We start from the raw sequence: 22,130 nt of genomic DNA on the forward strand, positions 1-22,130 counted from the left end.
GAGTTGGCGTTGGCGGCGGGGTACTACGACCAGGCGCACCACGTGCGGGAGTTCCGGGCGCTGACGGGGATGACGCCGGGGGCGTACGCGCGCGAGAAGGCGCAGGTCGGATTCGTACAATCCTCCGGCGAGGCGGATGCGTAACGTAGGGGCTGTTTCCTTCACCAGGGAGAGGTCCCGCCATGTCCACGTCCACCGCCCCGCAGCAGGCAGAGCAGCACCACCGCATCGACTACATCGAGCTTCCCGCCAAGGACATCGCGGAGGCGAAGCGCTTCTACGGCGCCGTCTTCGGCTGGCGCTTCGAGGACTACGGCCCGGCCTACACGAGCTTCATGGACGGCCGGCTGAACGGGGGTTTCGACGTGGAGTTGCCGGTGGCGAAGGGGGGGCCGTTGATTGTCCTCTACTCGAAGGACCTGGAGGCGACGCACGCGAAGGTGCTGGAGGCCGGAGGGCGCATCACGAAGGACACGTTCTCGTTCCCCGGCGGTAAGCGCTTCCAGTTCGCGGACCCCACGGGCAACGAGCTGGCGGTGTGGACCGAGCCTTGATGTACTGAGGTCCTCGCCAGGGCCTCGGGACTGCTACGCTCGGTCGCGTCCATGGGGAATGTCATGAAGCGCGGGTTCCTGCTGACTTCCTTCATGGCCCTGGCGGGATGCTCGCCCGCAGGTCCAGGTCCTGGCGTGTGGCGGCCGGAGGCGAATGCGCCTCCAACGACGCCCATTTCCGGGCCATTGCCTGGCTTTGGCCCCTTTCCGTCGTTCTCCGAAGCGCTGCAGGCCGCGTGTCCGTTCATCCTCTCGAAGCCCAACGCGGTCGCGGCGCACTTGCGGCATCAGGACCCGCGCCTCGCCTTTCGCGCGTCGACCGAATACTGCGCCTGGCTCTACTACACGCCGGATCATCTCTACGAGATGAGCATGTTGACGGATCGAGCCGCGCCAGACGACCTGGTCTCGGGCAAGCGAAGTTGCATCCTGCCCTCGACGGTCGCGGACGCCCGCTATGCGCCGGGCGAGCTCAAGTACATCTTCGCGCTGCACAACCATCCGTTCGGGGGGCCACCTTCTCCTGGCGACCTCCGTTTCACGGATGAGATGGCGCGCGTGCATGCCTGGGCCATCGAAACGCGGGACAGCAAGGTGCTGTTGTCCATCATCGCCTTCTTCTCGAACGCGAGAGACGCCGAGCACCCTACATGCGATGGCTTCTACCAGTACGTTCCAGCGACCCGCGACATGCTGAAGTGGACCCGCGCCGCGAAGGGGTGGGACCGCGAGACGCTGGGCACGGTGACCTGGATCAACACGACAACCTATCGCCTCGACAAGAAGCAGCGCCGATGAGCACTGCCCTGGACTCCCGATGACGATGCGACAGCTCCGTCTCCTGATGGTCGCCCTGCTCATGGGCTGTGTGCGGGGTCCCCGGACCCCGCCCGTGCTCGTGGAGGACGACAGGTCCATCGTCTTCCCGGAGTTCACGGACGACTCCGTCATCGAGCTCCAGCCCGAGCAGCGCCCGTATGTGCTGGAGGGCGCGCTGCTTCAGGCGCTGATGATCGCCACGAACGACTTCCTGCCACCGGCGTCGAAGGACGTGCCCTGTCAGGACCGGCCGGAGTCCCAGCGGTATCTGGCCACGCGCCGGGGAGACCTCTTCTTCATCCACATCTCCGAGGAGCCCGCGGCCTGCGGAAAGACCTACCCGGCGCTGGACTCAGGTGCCTGGTACGCCATCAGCCGGGATGGGCGGATCCGACGGCGTGTCGTGGACGGCATGGCGGAGGCCCCGGCGGACGCAGGTTCTGGAGACTCCCAGGCCGTCCCCGCGGAACCCGGGGTGGCTCCTGCGCTGGACTCCGTCTGGAACGACCCCTCGCGGCCCTGGCCTGAAGGCCTGCGCGACGGAGGAAGCGCGGATGCAGGCGCGACGCCCGCAGGTCCTCCGTAGATTTCGCTGCTCCGTACTCCCGGTGTGCGCGTCCTGAGGGTGCGTCACTGAACCTGGTCGCCTGTCCTCCAGGGAAGCAGGCGGAAACCGTGTCCGCGCCCCAACACTCATCATGGCCCCGGGTACAGGGCCCGTTGGAGGATGACTAAACCGTCCGGGTCGAAGTTCGCGCGCACTCCTGCGCACGGTAGAAACCGGTCGGTCTTCTCCCCGGGAAAGTCGCTCGTGATCGCCACCGCTGCCGCCACCATCCTTCACGTCAACGACACGCCCGCGAGCCTCTACCTGGGCACCTTCTCGTTGCGCCAGGCGGGCTATCGCGTGCTGGAGGCCGCCACCGGTGGCGAGGCCCTGCAGGTCGCGCTCGAAGGACACCCCGACGTCGTCGTGCTCGACGTGAAGCTGCCCGACATGAGCGGCTACGAGGTGTGCCGGCGCCTCAAGGCGGATCCGCGCACGTCCGAGATGTCCATCATCCACACCTCCGCCACGTTCATCACGGCGGAGAAGAAGGTCATCGGCCTGCGCGCGGGCGCGGACGTCTACCTCACCCAGCCCTTCGACCCCGAAGAGCTGATCGCCACCGTGAGCAGTGTCCTGCGCCTGCGCCACGTGGAGCGCGTGGCCCTGGCCAACGCGGCCCGCCTGGAGGAAGCAGACCGCAAGAAGGACGAATTCCTCGCCATGCTCGGCCACGAGCTGCGCAACCCCCTGGCCGCCATCTCCGTCGCGGTGCAGATGCTCGGCCAGAAGGACTCGAACGGCCTGTCCGAAGCGGACGAGCGCCGCCGCTCCATCATCGAGCGCCAGGTCAACCACCTGCGCCACCTGGTGGACGACCTGCTCGACGTCAGCCGCATCACCCGGGGCAAGTACTCGCTGCGCCGCAGCCGGCTGGACCTCAACAGCGTGCTGCAACACGCGTTCGCCGCCGCCCGGCCGGTGATGGAGGAGCGCGGGCTCGTCATGCGCGAATCCCTCCCTGCCGAGCCCTGCTGGGTGGACGGCGACCGGACGCGGCTGGAGCAGGTCTTCACCAACCTGCTGGACAACGCCGCGAAGTATTCACCCGAGGGCAGCGTCGTCACCGTCGGCGCCCACCTGGACGGGGAGCACCGCGTGCGCGTGACCGTGCAGGACACCGGCATCGGCCTCCCCGTGGAAGAGCAGGAGCGCATCTTCGAACTCTTCGCGCAGCTGGACACGGGGCTCGCGCGCAGCCGGGGCGGGCTGGGCATTGGCCTGACGCTGGTGCGCCACCTCGTGGAGGAGCACGGCGGCAAGGTGGAGGTGTTCAGCGAAGGCGCGGGGCGGGGCAGCACGTTCACCGTCACGCTGCCCCTGCTCGCGGAGGCCACACAGCCAGCGCGGCCCGACGCCGTCCCCGAGCGCATCGACATGCGGAAGGGGGAGTGGCGCATCCTCCTCGTCGACGACAACCCCGACGCGCGCGAAGGCCTGAGCGAGATGCTCCAGATGTGGGGCCACACCGTCGCGGTCGCGTCGGATGGCCACCAGGCGCTCGCGATGGCGACCCCGGGCGCCTACGACGTCATCATCCTCGACATCGGCCTGCCGGGCTTGAGCGGCTACGAGGTGGCGGAGGAGCTGCGCACCCGCGTGGCCGCGGACGCGCACCTCATCGCGCTCACGGGCTACGGGGCGCCGGAGGACCGGGTCCGCAGCGAGCAGGCCGGCTTCGACCTGCACCTCGTCAAGCCCGTGGAGCTGGTGGAGATTGGCCGCGTGCTCGCACAGCTGGGCCCGGTGAAGCGCGGTGCGCCCCGACGGCAGGCCGCACGCGCGAAGAGCGCGTGACGGCCCGGGCCTTCCGTGTCGCCGCGGCGGGCCGCGCTCAGGGCACCGGGACGCGCAGCACCAGCCCGCGCGGGAACTCCAGGGAGCTGCCCGCGCTCAGTCCCCAGGCGGCGACGGAGCCATCGCGGTACAGCGCCAGCGAGGCGAAGTCCGGACCCGCGACCAGGGCCACCACGTTCGCCTGCACTGGCGGCGGCACGCCCGTGCCCAGGATGTCATCGGCCTCGCCCCACGCGATGACGCTCGTGTCCGACGTGACGGCCAGGCCGTAGACTTCCGAGTTGCGGCTCAACGCGAACGTCTTCACGCCCGTCAGCCCCTGCGGCAGGGGCGTGCCCACCGGCGGGTAGCCCCACACGACGAGGCTGCCGTCCGCCCTGCGCGCGGCGCTCTGGTTGCGCCCCGCGGACACCTGGACGACGTCCGTGAGGCCCTCGGGCACCGTGGCCTTGTTGTAGGTGTTGTAGCCCCACGCGACGACCGTGCCGTCCGCCTTGAGCGCCAGGGCATGGTACGCACCCGCGGAGACGGCGATGACGTCCGTGAGCCCCGCCGGCACCGTGGATTGGCCGCCGTCATTGGCGCCCCACGCGACGACCGTGCCGTCGTCCTTGAGCGCCACGTTGAAATCGAAGCCCGACGCGATGGCGATGACGCCCGACAGTCCCTGGGGCACGTTGCTCTGTCCGTCGCTGTTGCGCCCCCACGCCACCACCGTCCCGTCCTCGCGCAGCGCCAGGGCATCCTTCTCCCCGGTGGACACGCTGACGATGCCCGTCTTCGCCTGCTCCGGGACGTCCTGCACCGGCTCGGAAGAGAAGCCGGAGTAGTAGCCCAGGGTGTCGTCGGGCTTGATGCCCAGCGCGAAGAACAGCCCGCCCGCCAGCGTCGTCTGTGCCACCACCCGCACCTTCGCGGAGAACGTCCGCGCGGGGTCTTCCGTCTTCATCACCACGTCCCGCAGCCCTGGCGACACCGCATGGGGCAGGCGCAGGACGATGCGCGTGCTGGAGCGGAAGAGGACCTCCTTCGCGGCCACGCCCCCCACTGTCACGTCGTAGGGTTGCCGCGAGTAGTCCAGGTTCTCACCCGTGAGGGTCAGCCGGCCGCCCTGCACGCCGCGCTCGGAGAAGGCCGTCACGGTGGGGGGCTGCAGGCGCGTGAGCAGGAACGACGCGCGCGCCGTCGCGCCCGCCGTCACCTCCACCGACCGCGTCTCCTGCGTGTAGCGCTCCTTGTGCGTCACCAGCTCGTAGGTGCTCGTGGGAAGGCCCTCCAGCGTGAAGCGGCCCTCGGCATCCGTGGTGGCGAGCGCGGTGGTGCCGGTGAGCGACACCGTGAGGCCCGCCGCGCTGGCGCCGTCCGACAGCGCGACCTGGCCCTCCACCCGGCCGCGCAGCCGCACCAGCGTCAGCGCGGTGAAGACGCTCTGGTCCCCCTGGACCTGTACGGGCTCGCGGTCCTCCGCATAGCCCTCCAGGTGGGCTCGCACCTCCTGGAGGCCCGCCGGGACGCCGGTGAAGACGAAGAGGCCCTCCGCGCTGGTGGTGGTGCGCAGGTCCGTGCCCGTCACCGACACCTCGATGCCGCCGTTCTCCAGGTCGCCAGCGTCGTCGCGGGACACGCCGCCCCGCAGCTCGCCCTTCATGCGCGGCAGCGTCAGCGCGACGGAGGTCTCCTCCGCCGCCTTCACCACCACCTCCTGCCGCCCCACCACGAACAGGTCCTTCTCGGCCCGGAGCGTGTAGGCCCCGGGCAGCAGGTCCTCCAGCGCGAAGCGGCCCTCGGCGTCCGTGGTGGTGGCCACGGAGGTGCCCATCAGCGTCACCGCGATGCCGGCGGAGGTGCTGGCGGCTTCCAGGGTGATGGCGCCGGAGAGGCGACCCCGGGCGCGCTGCATCGACAGCGACAGGGTGGGGGCGTCGCCCGCGCTCAGGGACAGCGACTGGCGCACCGTCGTGTAGCCCGCCTTGGAGGCGGTGAGCTCGTAGGTGCCGGGCGGCACCGCTTCCAGCAGGAAGGCGCCGCCGGCATCCGTGGTGGTGCGCAGCGCCGTGCCCGTCAGCGACACCTCGATGCCCGCGAAGCTGGCCTCGTTCGGCAGCGTGACCTTGCCGGCGACGCGGGCGGTGGTGGGCACATCCGGGAGGGGCTTGGGGGACTCCACGGAGCCCTTGCAGGCCGCCAGGGTGAGCACGAGGCCCAGCAACAACACACAAGGAGACGGTCGCGACGAGCGCATGGAGCAATTCCAGAAGTGGTTTGAAGGTAGAACGCTCGACACGGCATGACATCGCGGCCGGTTCACGCGCTGGGGGGTGAAGCAGGAGGTGGCAGACCTCCGCCGCGCGGCGAGCGCCTCCCTCGACGGAGGCGGGCGGACGATATTCAGTGAGCGTGCTTCAATGCAATACAACGGGAATGACAGGCCCTTCTCGAAACGTGAGAGTGCAAGGCCCGCGGTCAGGTCCTGCCCTCGCGGCGGAAATCATGGCACCGCTTTGGCGTAGAAAGGGCCACATGCTCAGCCTGCGCAATCTGGTGAAGGTGTACCCGGGCCCCGTGACGGCCCTTCGTGGCGTGGACCTGGAGGTGCCCCGGGGGATGTTCGGGCTGCTGGGCCCGAACGGTGCGGGCAAGTCCACGCTGATGAAGATCCTCTCCGGCCTGCTGGAGCCCACCTCCGGCGAGGTGACGCTGGACGGGATGGACCTCGTGCGCCACCCGGAGGCGCTGCGCCCGCACCTGGGCTACCTGCCGCAGGAGTTCGGCTTCTACCCGTACCTCTCCGGCCAGGACATGCTGCGCTACCTGCTGGAGCTCAAGGGCGTCACCGCGCCGCAAGGGCTGAAGGCACTGGTCGCGCAGTTGCTGGAGCGCGTGAACCTCACGTTCGCGGCGAAGCGCAAGGTGAAGGAGTACTCGGGCGGCATGCGGCAGCGGTTGGGCATCGCCCAGGCGCTCGCGGGCGACCCGAAGCTCATCATCGTGGACGAGCCCACCGCGGGCCTCGACCCCGAGGAGCGCCAGCGCTTCTACCGGCTGCTCGCGGAGATCGCCCACGAGCGCACCGTGCTCCTGTCCACGCACATCGTGGAGGACGTGGCCATGCTCTGCCCGCGCTTCGCCGTCATCCGCCAGGGCCGCGTCGTCGCCATCACCAGCCCCAGCGAGGCGAAGGCCGCGCTCCATGACACCCTCTTCGAGGGCACCGTCCCCCCGGCCGACATGGCCTCCTTCCAGCAGGCCTGGCGCGTCACCCAGGCGGTGCTCTTCGAGGGGCGCAACCGCGTGCGCATCCACCTGCCACCGGGCACGCCCACGCCCCCGGGCTTCGAGCGCACCACGCCCACGCTGGAGGACGCGTACCTGCTCCTGATGAAGGATGCGCCAGAACCCACGGCCCCCGCTGCCGTCCCGACGCAGACGCCCGCGGTGAGCGCATGAACCTGACGCGACTGGCCCGCGTGGCGCGCACGGAGTGGCGTCACCAGGTGCGCCGCCCGCTGTTCTGGGTGCTGCTCGTGTTGCTGGTGGGCGTGGTGTGGGGCCTGTCGTCGGGCAGCGTCACCATCGCGTCGGGCAGCTCGGAGGTGGGCGGCAAGAAGGCGTGGATGACGAGCGAGTTCGCCGTCGCGCAGACGGTGCTGCTCCTCACCTTCCTGCTGTTCAGCTTCTTCGTGTCGGTGGGCGCGGGCATGTCCGTCATCTCCGACGACGAGGCCCGGGTGCAGCCGCTGCTGCACACCACGCCGCTGACGCCCGCCGAGTACGTGTGGGGCAAGTTCCTCGCGGTGCTGGGCGCCTACGTGCTGGCGCTCGCGGTGTTGATGGGGCTGCTCGTCTTCTTCCACCACGTCGTGCCCGCGGGCGAGTCCGCGGAGTTCCGGGGCCCCTTCGCCCTGGGGCATTACGTGCGCTCCGCGCTGTGGTTCGGCCTGCCGCTCATCGTCTTCATGACGGGGGCAGCCTTCGCCATGGGCGAGCGCACGCGCCGCGCGGTGCCGGTGTACTTCCTGCCGGTGGGCCTGTTCTTCCTCTGCGTCTTCTTCCTGTGGGAGTGGTCGCCCGGCTGGTTGGATCCGCGCGTGAACCAGTTGCTGATGGCGTTGGATCCGGCCGGCTTCCGCTGGCTCACGGAGACGTGGATCAAGGTGGACCGGGGCGTGGACTTCTACAACACGCAGCCCGTGGGGCTGGACGCGCTCTTCGTCACCAGCCGGTGCATGCTCATGGCCCTGGGCCTGGGCGCGGTGGCGTGGAGCGAGCGCCACTTCCGCCGCGCGCTCCGGGGTGAGGTGAAGGTGCGGCCTTCGCGCGCCGTGCGCAACCGCCTCATCGAGCCGCCCCCCGCGCAGGTGGCGCTGTCGCACGCGGAAGCCCCCCTGGCCGCGCTGGGCATGGTCGTGAGGCCGCCGGGTTTCTGGGCCGGGCTCGCGACGGTGACGCGGGCGGAGGCGCGGGGCCTGCTGTCGCAGCCGGGGCTCTACCTGTTCCTGCCGCTGCTCCTGGTGCAGATGGTGTCCCAGGCCGCCACGGCGGTGGGCCCCTTCGACACGGAGTTGTTGCTGGTGCCGGGGCGCTTCGCGGTGCGTTCGATGAACGCGGCGTCGGTGCTCGTGTGTCTGTTGTTGATGTTCTACGTGGTGGAGTCGCTGGAGCGGGAGCAGGCGTCTGGCTTCTCACCCATCCACGACGCGCTGCCGGTGCGGACCCTGTCGGTACTGCTGGGGAAGGCGCTGGCGAACGGCCTCGTCGCGGTGGCGTTGCTGGGCATCATGGGGCTTGCTGGCACGCTGGTGCAGGTGTCGCAGGGCACGGTGCCCTTGTCGCTGACGCCCTATGTGCTCGTGTGGGGCTTGCTGCTCTTGCCCACGTTCTTCCTGTGGACGGCCTTCATCCTGGCCGCGCGCGCGGTGACGGGGGGCCGCTTCGGCACATACGCGCTGGCGCTGGGCGCGCTGGGGCTCACGGGCTTCCTGTCCGTGCGCGAGGACCTCACCTGGGTGACGAACTGGCCGCTGTGGGACGCGGTGCGGTGGACCGACCTGGGCGCGTTCCAGGTGGACCGCGTCGCGCTGGTGCTCAACCGCGTGGCGACGCTGGGCGTGGCGGTCTTCTTCATCGCGCTGGCGGTGCGCCTCGACGGCCGGCGCGCGCGGGACTCCGTGACGACGCTGGAGTCGCTCAAGCCGTCGGGGCTGCTGCGCGGGGTGTGGCGGCTCACGCCGTACTGGGTGGTGCCCGCGGTGGCGCTCGTGTGGCTGGGCGTGCTCGTGGGGCAGGGGCACCAGGGCGCGGCGGCGAAGAAGCGCGCGAAGCAGTACTGGCAGAAGAACCTGGCGACGTGGAAGGACGCGCCGCAGCCCATGCTGGCGGACGTGGACCTGGACGTGGACCTGGAGCCGGAGGCGAGCGCCTTTCGCATGAAGGGCACGTACACGCTGGTGAACCGGCACGACGCGCCGCTGAAACAGTTCGCCCTGAGTGGTGGCGATGCGTGGACGGACGTGCGCTGGACGTTGGAGGGGAAGGACGTGACGCCGGAGGACCGCGCCGGCCTGTATGTCTTCACGCCGGCCGCGCCGCTCGTGCCCGGGGCCTCGCTGAAGGTGGGCTTCCAGTACCAGGGCCGCGTGCCGGACGGCGTGTCCCGCGCGGGCGGTTCACTCAACGAGTTCATCCTGCCCTCGGGCGCGGTGCTCACGAGCGAGGGGACCACGTTCGCGCCGGTGGTGGGCTACCTGGAAGAGCGGGGCGTGGATCCGAAGGAGAACCGCTACGAGCCGCGCGTGTACCCGGATGACTTCCACGAGGGGCGCACGGAGGCCGCGTGGGGCAGCGGCCTGCCGTTCCCCTTGCGGATCCGCGTCTCCGGGCCGGAGGCGTACACGCTCAACTCCGTGGGCGTGCGTGAGAGCGACACGGTGAAGGACGGGCGGCGCACGACGGTGTGGAGGAGCGACCACCCGGTGAGCTTCTTCAACGTCATCGCGGGGAAGTGGGCCCGGGTGGAGGGCGCGGGCACGACGGTGTTCCACCACCCGGAGCACGGCTACAACGTGAAGGAGATGTCGCGGGGGCTGGAGGCGTCGCGCCGGTACTACTCGGAGTGGTTCCACCCGTTCCCGTGGAAGGAGTTGAAGCTGTCGGAGTTCGCCGGCCTGGATGACTACGCGCAGGGCTTCCCCACGGACATCACGTTCTCGGAGTCCATCGGGTTCCTCACGCGCACGACGCCGGAGTCGAATGCCGTGTTGCTCGTCACCGCGCACGAGGCCGCGCACCAGTGGTGGGGCAACCTGCTCATCCCCGGCAAGGGGCCGGGAGGCAACGTGCTGTCGGAGGGGCTGTCGCACTACTCGGCGCTGAAGCTCATCGAACAGCTCGACGGGGCGGAGGCGCGCGCGCAGAACGCGCGGCGGATGGAGGAGCGCTACGCGAAGGAACGGCGCGTGGATGGAGAGCAGCCGCTGGTGAAGCTGGACGGTTCGCGCGAGGGCGACACGGTGGTCCTCTACGAGAAGGGCGGCTGGACGTTCTTGATGCTGGAGGACCTGATGGGCCGGCCCGCGATGCACGCGGGGCTCCAGGCCTTCCTCCAGCGGTACATGAACAACGAGGACCACCCGGTGCTGCAGGACTTCCTCGCGGTGATGCGCCCCTTCGCGCCGGACGCGGCGGCCTTCGACGCGTTCACCCGCCAGGCCTTCTTCGAGGTGGTGGTGCCCGAGTACCGCGTCACCGACGCGACGGTGACGAAGGAGGGCGGGCAGTGGGTGACCACGGCGACGGTGACGAACGTGGGCGCCGGCCGCATGCCCGTGGACGTGGCGGTGGTGAAGGGCGAGCGCGGCGCTTCACCCCCGGGTGAAGCGAATCCGGCAGCGGACTTCCACGAGGCCCGGGTGCGCGTGGAGCCGGTGGCGGGAGTCGCGGCGCGGGTGACGGTGCGCTCGGACTTCGCGCCGGAGCGACTGGTGGTGGATCCGGACGTGCGTGTCCTCCAGCTGCGCCGCGAGCAGGCCCGGGCCCCGCTCACCGCGCCGTGAAGCGATGACAGCCAGAAGGGCGCGCCGTGGACGTATTGTCACGGTAGCGGACGGTCTGGGGGGGGCCTTGCCCGGACACGGGCTGGCACATGCCTTGCGAAAAGGGTCCCGCGATGAACCGCGAGGGGCCGGATTCATGAAGGGGATTCAGCACATGGTGGCGATGCGGAAGTGGGGGCTGTTGCTGTCGTTGGTGTCGACGACGGTGTTCGCGCAGGAGGGCGTCACGACGGGTTCGTTCCCCGTGGCGCGGCGCAACGTGGTGTCGTTGTCGCTGCCCCTGGAGGAGGTGTACTCAAAGCTGGCTATCGAGGGGGAGCGCGTGGTGTGGGAGCACGTCTCCCTGGGCCTGGGGGTGTTCGGGTCCTTCCGGCACGACCGGTTGAGGTTGGGTGAGCCGTCGGCCAGCGGCTTCGAGGGGACGAACACCACGCAATACGAGGTGGGGCTGGCCGCGGCCGTGCGGTTCTACCTGACGGGCCCCGCGCCCCAGGGGGTCTGGGTGTCGCCACGCCTGGAGGTGAGCCGTGGGCAGGCGTTCGACACGCCCGTGGGAGACCTTCCCTCGGGCGGCTTCTCCCTGCTTTCAAACGATCCGGAGTTCTGGTCCCTGGGAGGTGCGGCGCTCGTGGGCTACAGCGTGGTGCTGGAGCCGGGCTTCACCGTGCAGGCCGGCGTGGGCCTGGGCGCGCGGCGCCAGGCCGTGACCTACGACACGGGCGGTCGGCTCGGGACGGGTGAGACGCCCGCGGAGAAAGCCCATCAGACGACCTGGGCCTTCACCCATCGCGTCCTCGTCAACCTGGGCTGGGCCTTCTAGGGCTCGCGAGGCTGCGCGCTCACGGTCCATGGCGTGCGCGCGGTGTCCACCAGCAGCAACTGGAGGTCCCACGCACCGGGCGCGGCGCCCGGCAGGTCGGTGGCCACGGCGAAGACGCGGGTGTCTGGCCTGGGCGTCACGTTGAAGCGCGCGCGGCGCACGGTTGGCGTCCTCCGAGGGCACCACGCCCAGCGTCACGGTGCTGCCCGGAGGCAGGGGCAGGCCATCCGCCGCGGTGGCGGAAGCGAAGGGCACGCCCAGGAAGGGCGCGTCCGGCAGCACGCGACGCTCCGAGCCCAGCGGCCCCACGTCCACGGTGGGCGTGTCCGACCCCGCGTGCACCCAGCGCAGCCGCAGGTTGCCGGGGTCGTTCGCGAAGCGCTCCGTGAGGGGCAGCAGCGTGAACGCGGGCAGCGAGGGGCTGGATGGCGTGAGGTAGCCCGCGGCGACCAGGAGGTAGCGCTCGCCGGGCACGAGCAGCGGCGTCGTGGCCGAGGCCACAGGAGCCGCCGTGGGCCGCGAAGCGTCCGGCGTGCTCGCGAAGAAGTCCAGCGCGTAGGTGCCCGGAGGCACCTGCAGCGGCGTGGACAGCGCGCCGTAGGGCAGGGCGTTGGACAGCTCGCGGTCGCTGGCGAAGAGGTCCAGCGCGGGCGCGTCCGGCGAAGCATTCAGCACGTACAGCGTCGGGTTCTGCCGGAGGATGGCGAGCGTTCCATCACGGCCCGCGGTGAGCAGCGAGAAGCTGTCGCCCGCGCGCGCGGGTTCGGACACGAGGCCGGTGGCGACGATGAGCGTGTCGGTGCCGGAGCCGAGCGCGGGCACGGTGAACGACGTCAGCACCTTGCCTGCGTCCCCGGTGACGAGCCCCACCTGGAGCGCGGCGCCCGAGGGCACCACCAGGGCCTGCTCGCCCGAGTCCTGGAAGCGCCGCAGCGAGGCCACCTCCACCGAGCCGTCATTGCCCACGTCCACGCCCACCGCCGGAGCATCCGCGCCCGCGTGGACGACGCGCACGCGGGCCTGTCCTTGATCCGCGGGCACCGTGTTGTCGCGCAGGAGCAGCGTGCGCAGCGCCGCGTCGGAGTCCGTGGAGCCGGCCCGGCCGGCGGCGACCACCGTCCAGCGCGTCCCGGCCTCCAGGCCCACCGGCGTGGACGCGGCGGGCTGCGAGCCCGGGGCCGCGCCCGTGGGGCGCAGCTCCACCGTCACGGCGCCCGGCTCCCGCGTGAGGTAGGGCGTGGTGGCGCCATAGGCCACGGCCCGGGCCACGGGCGTGGGATTGCCGGCGAGGTACACGTCCATCGCGGGCGCGCCCGGCGCGGCCTGCACGAGCCGGAACTGCGCCGTGGTGGGGGGCACGAGCTCCGGCCCCTCCTGGGTGGGCTCCGAGCCGGGGTCGTCCGCATCGCCTCCGCCGCACGCGGGCGCGAGCACGCCCAGCGAAGTGAGCGCGACGACGAGCAGTGTCTTCCCCCGCATCCAGGCCATGTCGAAGTCCCCTCCTCGGCGGGCCGCGAACGCGGCGCGACACCGATATCGACGCCTGTAGGGTGGGACGCCTCCCACATCGGGGCTACCCCCCACCGGAAGGGATTGTCCGCCCCCGACGGTGTGCACCGGAGCACGTCGCAACCCCCGGGCATCACGGGCCTGGCTGCTGAACACGCGCCATCCGGTGTTCAACACGCAGCACCACGGCGCGGCGGGGTGCGCGGCGGCGCTGGTAGGGTCCGCGGCACCATGACCTTCGCGTCCCTTCCGCTCCTCGTGTCCCTGCTCGCGGCGCAGACGCCCGCGCCGACGCCTCCGAAGTCAGCGCCCGCCGCCGCGACGGCCCCTTCGGCCGTCCCGGGCATCGCGCCGCTGCCTGGCCGGCCCAACTTGTTGGCGCTGGGCGTGCCGCAGGTGCCGGCCGAGCTGACCGAGCGCGTCCAGCAGTACCTGGAGTCCCGCGCCGCGCAGCTGCTGGACGTGAGCAGCGACGGCAAGCAGGTGCTCATCTCGACGCGCTTCGCGGACGTGAACCAGCTCCACGTGGTGGAGATGCCGCTGGGGGCGCGCACGCAGCTCACCTTCACGAAGGAGCCCATCAACAAGGCGCGCTTCCTGCCGGGCGACCCGCGCCACGTCTTCTACTTCCAGGACAAGGGCGGCGGAGAGTTCTTCCAGCTGTTCCGGTTGGATCGGCTCACGGGGCGCTCGGAGCTGCTGACGGACGGCAGGAGCCGGCACGAGGAGCTGGTGGTGTCGAAGGACGGGCGCTGGCTTGCGTACGCGGGCACGGGGCGCAACGGCAAGGACACGGACGTGTACGTGGCGCCCACCGCGGAGCCGAAGCAGGCGAAGCTCGTGACGCAGGTGCCGGGGAGCTGGGCGCCGCTGGACTTCTCGCGCGACGGCTCGAAGCTGCTGGTGCGGCAGTACCGCGCGGCGGGCGACTCGGACCTGAGCGTGGTGGACCTGAAGACGAACACGCGCACGCAGCTCACGCCCCGGGAGGGCAAGGGCAGCGTGGAGGAGGCCGTCTTCACGCAGGACGGGCAGGGCGTGTACCTGTCCACGGACCGCTACAGCGACTTCGCGGAGGTGTACCGGCTGCCGCTGACGGGCACGCCTCCGGCCGCGCCGCAGTCGCTGACGAAGTCGGTGCGCTGGAACGTGGATCACCTGGAGCTGTCCGCGGACGGGCGCAAGCTGGCGGTGGTCTCCAACGAGGACGGCTATGGCCGGCTGTACCTGCTGGACACGCGCACGCAGGGGCTCACGCCGGTGGAGACGCCGCGCGGGGTGATTTCGCAGCTCCGCTTCCCGGTGGGGCGTTCGGATCAGGTGGCGTTCTCGCTGTCGTCGGCGCGGGTGCCCATGGACATCTTCATGGTGGACCTGGGCACGAAGAAGACGACGCGCTGGACGCGCTCGGAGACGGGCGGGCTGTCGCCGGAGACGTTCGTGGAGCCGGAGCTGGTGCGCTATCCGTCCACGGACGGGGTGAAGGTGCCGGCGCTCCTGTACCGGCCGCAGGACGTGAAGGGGAAGCTGCCCGTGGTGGTGGTGTTCCACGGCGGGCCCGAGTCCCAGAGCCTGCCGAGCTTCAACCCGCAGGTGCAGCTGATGGCGGCGGAGCTGGGGATGGCGGTGCTGGTGCCCAACGTGCGCGGCTCGGAGGGCTACGGCAAGGCGTACCGGGCCATGGATGACGGCGTGAAGCGCGAGCAGAGCCTGGCGGACATCGGCGCCACGCTGGACTTCATCGCCACGAGGTCGGAGCTGGACGCGTCGCGGGTGGGCGTCTACGGCGGCTCGTACGGGGGCTACATGACGCTGGCCGCGGCGGCGTTCTTCCCGGAGCGCATCAAGGCGGCGGTGGACATGGTGGGCATCTCGTCGTTGCCGTCGTTCCTGCAGAACACGCAGGCGTACCGCAGGGACCTGCGGCGCGCGGAGTACGGCGACGAGAGGGACCCGGCGGTGCGCAAGGTGCAGGAGCGCATCTCGCCGCTGGGGTCGGTGGGGAAGATCCGCGCGGCGCTCTTCGTGCAGCAGGGGGCGAACGACCCGCGCGTGCCCAGGTCGGAGGCGGAGCAGATCGTCCAGGCGGTGCGGGCGAAGGGCTCGGACGTCTGGTACCTGCTGGCCACGGATGAGGGCCACGGCTTCCAGAAGAAGGCCAACCGCGACCTGGGGCAGACGACGGCGCTGATGTTCTTCCAGAAGCACCTGGCGGGCCCGGCCGCAGGGCCGGGGAGCGGGGCGGCAGGCGGAACGTAGCCTTCCTCGCGCGGTGACTGTACGTACGACCGATACGTTCCTTCGGAGTGGACGTTACACATTGACGATGATGACGACAGGGGGCCCGGAAGGGCCCCGGAGGACCGTGTTCATGAGGCGCTTCAGCCAGTCATTGCGTCGGGGTGGGGTGGTGCTGGGGTTGCTCGCGGGAGCGGGCGGGGCGGTCGCGGTGGCCCAGGAGGACCTCTCCTTCAGCATCGCGAGGGGGCAGTTCAACCTGCGCATCACGGAGGACACGGTGACGGGTCCCTCGTTCCAGGTGTCCCGGTTGCCGGGGGAGCTGCGCGGGCGGGTGACGGACCTGCCCGTGACGTTGCGGCTGGCGGACGGGGAGGTGAAGGGAAACATCGGCTCATCGCTGGTGAACCTGGACGTGAAGAAGGAGGGCGGGGTGCTGGAGGCGAAGGGAGGCTTCTGGAGCCGGCCCGTGACGCTGAAGCTGTCGCCGGATGAGCTGAACGTGTACGTGCACGACTGCACGTACCGGCTGAAGGCGAGGGAGCAGGGCCGGGTCTACGAAGGCAAGCGCAGCTGTGACCGCTCCTTCACGCCGCCCACGGTGATTACGCTGCCGGTCGGCTTCTACGCGGCCTCGCCCGAGGAACAGGCGTCGCTGCTGCTCCTGGCGCTGTAGTTTCCCCGTAGGCTCGGGAGGCGATGGGGCCTTCCTGGGTGGCGGTGGCGAAGTCCTGGCGCCGGATGCTGCCGGTGCTGGGATGGCTTGGGGTGTGCGGGTTGTCGGCGTGCGCGAGCGATGGCGCCTTCGACGTGGAGCGGAGCGGGACATCCGTCGGAGACGCGGCGGGGCTGGGTTTCACGAAGGAAGGGGCCCTGGAGCGCGCCACGTCCGTGGACGGTGCGAGCGCCCGGCAGGCCGAAGCGGACCGCGTGGTGCGCGAGCTGTGGGCCGTCGCGGGTGAGCACGGAGTGTCAGGCGAGGCGTGGAGCTTCGAGTACCAGGCCCACGGAGGCGCGCTGACGCTGCTGTCCTTCCGTCGCACGGTGCGGGGACAAGGTTCTGGTAGCACTGCCAACTGGAGCGGGTTCTCCCGCGAGCTGACGCGAAGCCTGTCCACGCTGGTGGGCGTGAAGCCCCGACGCCTGCGCTTCACGTTGGAGCGCGACCCGGAGCGCTGGCGCTTCGACCTGGAGACGGTCCAGGGACAGGCCGCACCCCACGCGAGGACGGTGCCGGAGGCGTTGCCAGGGGCGTCCGAGCCCGCGCTGTCCGATGCGCTCAAGGTGGCCCGGCATCTGGTGCCCGCCCAGGGGGTCTCCCGCGAGGGGCGGGTGCGCCAGCGGGCACGGCTCCACTACGAGGGCATGCGGTTGCTGGACGAGGTTGATACGGGCCTCTTCGAGGTGCAGGAGGGGCTGGGGCGCCCGCGTGTTCCCGCGAGTGGGGACACTCGCATGCCGGTGGTGCAGGCGTTGCTGCCCTTCCGGAACGCGGTGGGGAGCCGCACCGTCGAAGTGGAGCTGGAGGGACGGCACGTGCGCGGCGAGGCCGAGGCACGTTGGCGGGTGGTGGCGGCGAAGACGCTCGAGCCCGACGCGCCACCCGAGCCCATGGAGGACATCGCGAGGGAATACCGGGCGATGCAGGAGGACATCCTGCGCCACTGGCGTCAGGAGGTCGCGGACAACGCGCGCTACGCGGGGGCCTGGTCCTTCGAACAGCTCGCGTACTGGTACGTAGGGGGCTTCATCGCGAAGGGCACGCTCGGGCTGTTCGAGGCCGTCGCGCCCACGGTGGTCTCGGTGCTCGGTCGGGGTGGAACGAAGGCGGCGCAGTGGTTCCGCACGGTGTTGATCCGGACGCCGCCCGCGGAGCGCGAGGCGCTCCAGCGAATCTGGATGAAGGCGGAGGCGGAAGGCGTGGCCGCGCTCGGGGTGGGGGAGAAGGCCGAGCTCCAAGCCCTACTGCGCGACATGGAACAGCGGCTGCGGGCACCCCTCAAGGATCTATATGCGAAGAACAAGCTCCGGGAGTGGGCACGGCAGGAGTACTTCGACGTGCTCCAACCCCAGCTGGCGCGAACACTGGGGCCGGAGCTCATGACGACGTATCCCGTGCACCATCTTGTTCCCCTCGAGTACGCGCATTTGTTCCCCCTCCGGAACATCAATGTTTCGGGCAACCTGGTGGGCGTGTCCCGTGAGGTCCATACGGGCATCAATTCGGTCTGGACCCTGGTTCGGAAGAGTCCGAGAAGCGTTTCCGCGAGCGAAGTGGATGAAGTCGCGCGCATCACCCGCAAGCACTTCGGACAGTGGTTTCACGTCGTGTACGATCCGTCGAAATCCGCGGTAGCCCTGTCCTCAGCGCAGAAGGCCGCGCTGCGGGAAGTCGAAGTCCTGCTGGGCCTTTGAGGCGCCTGCGTTTCGAGAGGAGGGATTCACGTGGCCGGGCTCGAAGTGGGATGGACGCGACTGGTGGAGGCCTGCCACCGGCACGGTTTCCCGGTGAGGATGGATCCGCCTGCTCCTGATGCCCCGCCCCCGGGAACACAGTGGCTCGGTGCACCGCTCGACCCGATGCTCGCCGGCCTCTATGCGCGGACAGGGCGTGCCACGTTGGGCGACTTCGTGCTGTATCGCCCGGGCTCTGGTGCGGATGGCGCACTGGACGTGAACGCCTGGATGCGCGGTCAAGGGCTGACTCCGTTCCCAGCCTGTGTCCTCTTCGGGCAGGTCGCGAACCTCGAGTACTACTACGGCGTCGTGCCAGGACTGGCGGATGCCCAAGGCGTGCAGCCCGTGCTCTACATCGATGTGCAGGAGGAGCCGCACGTGGTCCCGGTCGCCTCCAGCATGGAGTGGCTGTTCACCCAACTCGCACAGTTCATGGACCTGTTGCCAGAGCAGCCCGACTTCGTCCCAGGTCGGTGCTCCACCGTGATGTTTCCCTTCGCGGCTGCTGAACCCATCGCGCAGGACCGCCCCCTCGTGGACATGATGCGCGCGGGTCGTTTCGACGGACTCGTGACCCGGGACGAGGAGAGCCAGCAGTGGATGCAACAGGTGCTCGACGCAAGCGGGCGCCCATGAGCGACCGGGGCGCGGAGTGAATCCACGCAGGCTCTCCCTGCTCATCGCCCTGACCGCGTGCCTGTTCGCGGTGGGCACCGCCGTGTGGCTCGCGTGGCCGGGACCGGACCTCACCGCCCAGGCCGACCTGTCCGAGCAGCCCGTCCGCCTGCGCATCGAGGCCCCCATCACCCCTGACGGTGAGCCTGGAACCGCTGGAGACCTTCCTCCCGGTGTCGTCGTCCTGAGCAACGGCGTCCAGCTCCCGGATGTCCCCACCAACTGCCGCGCCGACACCCAGGCCTCGCTCGCCTGTACGGACCTCTGCGCCGCGGACGATGCGTGTCCCCCGGGCAGGGTGTGCGCGCACCACCCGGACTTCGGCTTCCGTGAATGCCGCTTGCTGCGCGGCTTCTGCGACGAGGCCTCGGACTGCGACCTGGGGGAGACCTGCCACGCCGTGGACACCTCCGCATCGGGCCAATCCCTGCGCCGCTGCACCCCTTCCGGAAACCGCCTCGCCGGGGAGCACTGCTCGACGTTTCCCCGCGAGCCGGAGAACACCTGCGCCCCGGGCCTGCTCTGCATCCAGGACCGCTGCGGCCCGCCCTGTGACGTGCACGACCCGGACGCCTGCGCCCCCGGCACCGAGTGCGCACCCAATGCCTACCGCGTGCGAGGCGCCTGCATCCCCAGCTGCCGCGACCGTCCCTGTCCCCAGGGCCAGCGCTGCGCCGCGGACGCTCCAGGCGACGTGCCGTCCTGCCACCCCTTCGTGGGCCCCGCATGCCTGGACGCCGCACCCTGTGCCGCGAACCAGGACTGCCTGCGCGGCTTCGCGGAGCCCAGCCTCGACACCCAGGCCTTCGAATGTCGCGCCCGCTGTGACGACCGCACGCCCTGTGCCCCGGGCCTCTCCTGCGACGCGGCCAGCGGCTACTGCTTCCAGCCCTGCGAAGGCGACGGCGACTGCGCCGCCCCGGAGCGCTGCCACACCCTGCATCCGCGCGCTCCCCAGCGGGGCTGCGGCTTCATCGCCGAAGGACTCCCCACCGTCCTCCGCCGCTGACGGCCCGCCTCACCCGCGCGGCAGCTCCACGCTGAACGTGGAGCCCTCGCCCAGGACGCTCTCCACCTCGATGTGGCCGCCCATCGCTTCGATGATCTGCCGGGCGATCCACAACCCCAGCCCGAAGCCGCCGTAGTTGCGCTCGGACACCGCGCGCTCGAAGCGGTGGAACAGGCGCGGCAGGTGCTCGGTCGCGATGCCGATGCCGCCGTCCTTCACCCGCAGCAGCACCCGGGCCTCCGTCACCTCCAGCTCCACGCGCACCGGGTTGCCCCGCCCGTACTTCAGCGCGTTGGACATCAGGTTCGTGAGCACCTGATCCAACCGCAGCCGGTCCCACTGTCCGCGCGCCTCCGGCGCCAGCGACAATTCCAGCGGCGTGCCCGAACGCGCGTACTCCGGCTCGAAGCGCTCGGCCACCTCCCGCACCAGCGCGCCCAGCTCCAGCGGCACCCGCACCAGCTCCAGCTTCCCCGCGCTCAGGCGCGACACGTCCAGCAGGTCGTTCACCAGCAGCGTCTGCCGCTTCACCTGCCGGTCCACCCGCTCCAGCCCCCGCTTGAGCCGCTCCGGGTCGAACTGCGCCCCCGAACGCGCCAGCCCCGCCAGCAGGCTCTGCACCTGGAGCTGCAGCGCGCTGATGGGCGTCTTCAATTCATGGCTCGCGATGGACAGGAACTCCTCCCGCAGGCGGATGGCGTGGCGCGCGTCCCGGTAGAGGCTCGCGTTGTCCAGCGCCAGCGCCGCCCGCCGGGCCAGCTCCTGCGCCAGCGCCAGGTCCTGCGCGTCATACGCGCGCCGCGACGTGACGAACGTCAGCGCCCCCAGCGTGTGCCCCCGCACCCGCAGCGGCACGCACAGGTACGCGCACGTCCCGCCCGCGCGCGCGCACGTCGGGTCCCCCTCCGACAGCCCCGAGCGCGTCTCCGGCCGCCCCGACTGGATGACCCGCGCCACCACCGCGAGCCCCGGCGGCGGCACCTCCGCGTCCGAGCCCTCGCCCGCCGTGGCCACGCACCGCACCCCGCCGGACTCGTCCTCCAGGAACACGCCGCACGTCTCCGCGTACGCCGGCACCGCGAGGTGCGCCACGCGCTCCAGCGTCTCCTCCTCCTCCAGGCTCCCCGCCAGCACCCCGCCGGCCTCCGCCAGGAAGCGCTGCGCCGCCTCGCCGCGCTGGCGCTCGGTGATGTCCACCATCACGCTCAGGCACTGCGGCGGACCGCTCGCCGGGTGCACCCGCCCGGTCCACACCGCCACCTGCACCGCGCTGCCGTCCCGCCTGCGGCCCAGCAGCGGCGCGCCGTCCAGCACCGTGCCCCGCGTGGCGCGCTCCAGGCTCTGACGGAACGCCTCCCAGTGCTCCGGCGGCACCACCGGCAACACCTTTCCCAGCACCTCGTCCGCCGTCCACCCCAGCATCCGCTCCGCGGCCGGATTCCACATCCGCACCGTGCCGTCGGGGTCCAGCAGCATGATGGCCGCGGGGCTCGCCTGGATGATGGCCTCCAACGTCTGGTGCGCCTCGCGCAGGGCCGCCCGCGCCCGCTGCTCGCGCTCCAGGAGCCGCGCCCGCGCCAGCGCCTGCGCCGCGTGGTGCGCCACCAGATGCAGGAAGGCCCGCTCGTCCTCGTCGAACCCGTGCGGCAGGCCAAAGGTGAACACCAGCACCCCCAGCGCGCGGCCGTCCACCACCAGCGGCAGACACGCCGACGAGGACGCGGGCCGCTCCGCACCCCCCGCGGCCAGCGCGTCCTCCGACTCCAGCCACACCGGCTTGAGCTCCCGCAGGCAGCGCGTCCCCGGCGCGTCCCCGGTGAGGGGCATCCGCCGCAGCCGCTCCGCCGCGTCCGGCGTGCAGCCCGCGCAGCGCAGCAGCAGGGCGCTCGTCGCGTCCGGCTCCACCAGCCACAGGCCCCCGGCCTTCGCGTCCGCCACGGACAGCCCCTGCTCCAGCACCACCTCCGCCACGCGCGCCGCGGTGAGCGCCTCCGACAGCTCCGCGGTGACGTGCTGAAGCCGCGCGAGCCTCCCGGCCGCCACCTCCGCCGCCTGCCGCGCCTGTCGCTCCGCCGCGTACGCCCGCGCCACGTCCAGCGCCATCGCCGCCCGGTCCGCCAGCTCCTGCAACAAGAGCTGCTCCCCCGGCTCGAAGGACGACGGCGCCGGCGCGTCCCGCCACACCGTCAGCGTCCCCAGCGCGCGCCCCCGCGCCCGCAGGGGCAGCACCAGCACCGCCTCCACGCCCTGCGCCTCGCCCGTGCCCAGCACCTCCTCCGCCAGGCCCTCGTCCGCGCGCACCCGCTGGGAGAGCAATGCCTGGAAGCGCGCCCGCGACTCCGGCACCGCCGACGCCGACGCCACCGTGCGCAGCCACAGCCCGTCCTCCGTGAGCAGCCGCAGGGCGCACGCCGCCCCCAACAGCGGCACCACCAGCCCGCACAGCCGCTCCATCACCGCGGGCGGCTCCAGCGAAGCATCCGCCAACACCCGGGAGGCCTCCGCCAGCAGCGCCAGCCGTTCTTCAATCTCCGGGGCATGTGCCCCGAATTGCCGCTGTCTGTTATACACATCTCCGAGCCACCGAGACCGG

The 22,130-nt window shown here is 71.1% G+C and carries 14 protein-coding genes; 11 read left to right on the forward strand and 3 right to left on the reverse strand.

What is annotated here, in order from left to right; all coding sequences use genetic code 11:
* Nucleotides 1-182 precede the first annotated feature (182 nt).
* The 4 genes from D7X12_RS22345 (at nt 183) to D7X12_RS22360 (ending at nt 3,777) form a co-directional block, all read left to right on the forward strand.
* Complete coding sequence (locus tag D7X12_RS22345; protein WP_120627310.1) at nt 183-554, forward strand: VOC family protein; 372 nt, start codon at nt 183-185, stop codon at nt 552-554.
* 63 nt (nt 555-617) lie between these two features.
* Nucleotides 618-1,352, forward strand: coding sequence for a hypothetical protein (locus tag D7X12_RS22350; protein WP_244224718.1), 735 nt, complete (start codon nt 618-620; stop codon nt 1,350-1,352).
* Nucleotides 1,353-1,377: 25 nt separating this feature from the next.
* On the forward strand, nt 1,378-1,959 hold the full coding sequence (locus D7X12_RS22355; protein ID WP_147443771.1) for a hypothetical protein: 582 nt from the start codon (nt 1,378-1,380) through the stop codon (nt 1,957-1,959).
* 225 nt (nt 1,960-2,184) lie between these two features.
* The gene (locus D7X12_RS22360) at nt 2,185-3,777 is read left to right on the forward strand and encodes a response regulator (RefSeq protein WP_120627313.1); all 1,593 of its coding nucleotides are present in this window, start codon (nt 2,185-2,187) and stop codon (nt 3,775-3,777) included.
* A gap of 37 nt (nt 3,778-3,814) precedes the next feature.
* Here D7X12_RS22360 and D7X12_RS22365 read toward each other — a convergent pair whose 3' ends face one another.
* Entirely contained in the window at nt 3,815-6,019 is a 2,205-nt protein-coding gene (locus D7X12_RS22365) for a carboxypeptidase regulatory-like domain-containing protein (protein WP_120627314.1), read from the reverse strand.
* A gap of 278 nt (nt 6,020-6,297) precedes the next feature.
* Here D7X12_RS22365 and D7X12_RS22370 point away from each other — a divergent pair, with 278 nt between their 5' ends.
* Nucleotides 6,298-7,224: an ABC transporter ATP-binding protein gene (locus D7X12_RS22370; RefSeq protein WP_120627315.1), complete on the forward strand. Its 927-nt coding sequence runs from the start codon at nt 6,298-6,300 to the stop codon at nt 7,222-7,224.
* On the forward strand, nt 7,221-10,829 hold the full coding sequence (locus tag D7X12_RS22375) for an ABC transporter permease/M1 family aminopeptidase (RefSeq protein WP_120627316.1): 3,609 nt from the start codon (nt 7,221-7,223) through the stop codon (nt 10,827-10,829). Before D7X12_RS22370 ends, D7X12_RS22375 begins: the two co-directional genes overlap by 4 nt.
* A 586-nt stretch (nt 10,830-11,415) precedes the next feature.
* On the opposite strand, the gene D7X12_RS22380 is transcribed toward D7X12_RS22375, so the two are convergent.
* Nucleotides 11,416-13,137 (reverse strand): DUF4397 domain-containing protein, encoded by a 1,722-nt coding sequence (locus D7X12_RS22380; protein WP_120627317.1) that lies wholly within the window; start codon nt 13,135-13,137, stop codon nt 11,416-11,418.
* Nucleotides 13,138-13,389: 252 nt separating this feature from the next.
* Here D7X12_RS22380 and D7X12_RS22385 point away from each other — a divergent pair, with 252 nt between their 5' ends.
* The 5 genes from D7X12_RS22385 (at nt 13,390) to D7X12_RS22405 (ending at nt 19,537) form a co-directional block, all read left to right on the forward strand.
* Nucleotides 13,390-15,417: a S9 family peptidase gene (locus D7X12_RS22385; protein ID WP_120627318.1), complete on the forward strand. Its 2,028-nt coding sequence runs from the start codon at nt 13,390-13,392 to the stop codon at nt 15,415-15,417.
* A 112-nt stretch (nt 15,418-15,529) separates the two neighbouring features.
* On the forward strand, nt 15,530-16,072 hold the full coding sequence (locus tag D7X12_RS22390; protein ID WP_120627323.1) for a hypothetical protein: 543 nt from the start codon (nt 15,530-15,532) through the stop codon (nt 16,070-16,072).
* A 23-nt stretch (nt 16,073-16,095) separates the two neighbouring features.
* Nucleotides 16,096-17,811, forward strand: a complete 1,716-nt coding sequence (locus D7X12_RS22395) for a hypothetical protein (RefSeq protein WP_120627319.1) — start codon at nt 16,096-16,098, stop codon at nt 17,809-17,811.
* A gap of 30 nt (nt 17,812-17,841) precedes the next feature.
* On the forward strand, nt 17,842-18,489 hold the full coding sequence (locus D7X12_RS22400; RefSeq protein WP_147443772.1) for a hypothetical protein: 648 nt from the start codon (nt 17,842-17,844) through the stop codon (nt 18,487-18,489).
* Between the two features lie 16 nt (nt 18,490-18,505).
* Nucleotides 18,506-19,537 (forward strand): hypothetical protein, encoded by a 1,032-nt coding sequence (locus D7X12_RS22405; protein ID WP_120627321.1) that lies wholly within the window; start codon nt 18,506-18,508, stop codon nt 19,535-19,537.
* A gap of 9 nt (nt 19,538-19,546) precedes the next feature.
* Here D7X12_RS22405 and D7X12_RS22410 read toward each other — a convergent pair whose 3' ends face one another.
* Complete coding sequence (locus D7X12_RS22410) at nt 19,547-22,108, reverse strand: GAF domain-containing protein (protein ID WP_120627322.1); 2,562 nt, start codon at nt 22,106-22,108, stop codon at nt 19,547-19,549.
* Nucleotides 22,109-22,130: the final 22 nt, after the last annotated feature.

The sequence above is a fragment of the Corallococcus sicarius genome (assembly GCF_003611735.1).
GTDB classification, from domain to species: Bacteria; Myxococcota; Myxococcia; order Myxococcales; family Myxococcaceae; genus Corallococcus; species Corallococcus sicarius.

Bases quoted from the DNA above. Each gene is read 5' to 3' on its own strand.
- D7X12_RS22345 (WP_120627310.1), top strand. From the start codon at position 183: ATGTCCACGTCCACCGCCCCGCAGCAGGCAGAGCAGCACCACCGCATC.
- D7X12_RS22350 (WP_244224718.1), top strand. From the start codon at position 618: ATGAAGCGCGGGTTCCTGCTGACTTCCTTCATGGCCCTGGCGGGATGC.
- D7X12_RS22355 (WP_147443771.1), top strand. From the start codon at position 1,378: ATGCGACAGCTCCGTCTCCTGATGGTCGCCCTGCTCATGGGCTGTGTG.
- D7X12_RS22365 (WP_120627314.1), bottom strand. From the start codon at position 6,019: ATGCGCTCGTCGCGACCGTCTCCTTGTGTGTTGTTGCTGGGCCTCGTG.
- D7X12_RS22370 (WP_120627315.1), top strand. From the start codon at position 6,298: ATGCTCAGCCTGCGCAATCTGGTGAAGGTGTACCCGGGCCCCGTGACG.
- D7X12_RS22375 (WP_120627316.1), top strand. From the start codon at position 7,221: ATGAACCTGACGCGACTGGCCCGCGTGGCGCGCACGGAGTGGCGTCAC.
- D7X12_RS22380 (WP_120627317.1), bottom strand. From the start codon at position 13,137: ATGGCCTGGATGCGGGGGAAGACACTGCTCGTCGTCGCGCTCACTTCG.
- D7X12_RS22385 (WP_120627318.1), top strand. From the start codon at position 13,390: ATGACCTTCGCGTCCCTTCCGCTCCTCGTGTCCCTGCTCGCGGCGCAG.
- D7X12_RS22390 (WP_120627323.1), top strand. From the start codon at position 15,530: ATGAGGCGCTTCAGCCAGTCATTGCGTCGGGGTGGGGTGGTGCTGGGG.
- D7X12_RS22395 (WP_120627319.1), top strand. From the start codon at position 16,096: ATGGGGCCTTCCTGGGTGGCGGTGGCGAAGTCCTGGCGCCGGATGCTG.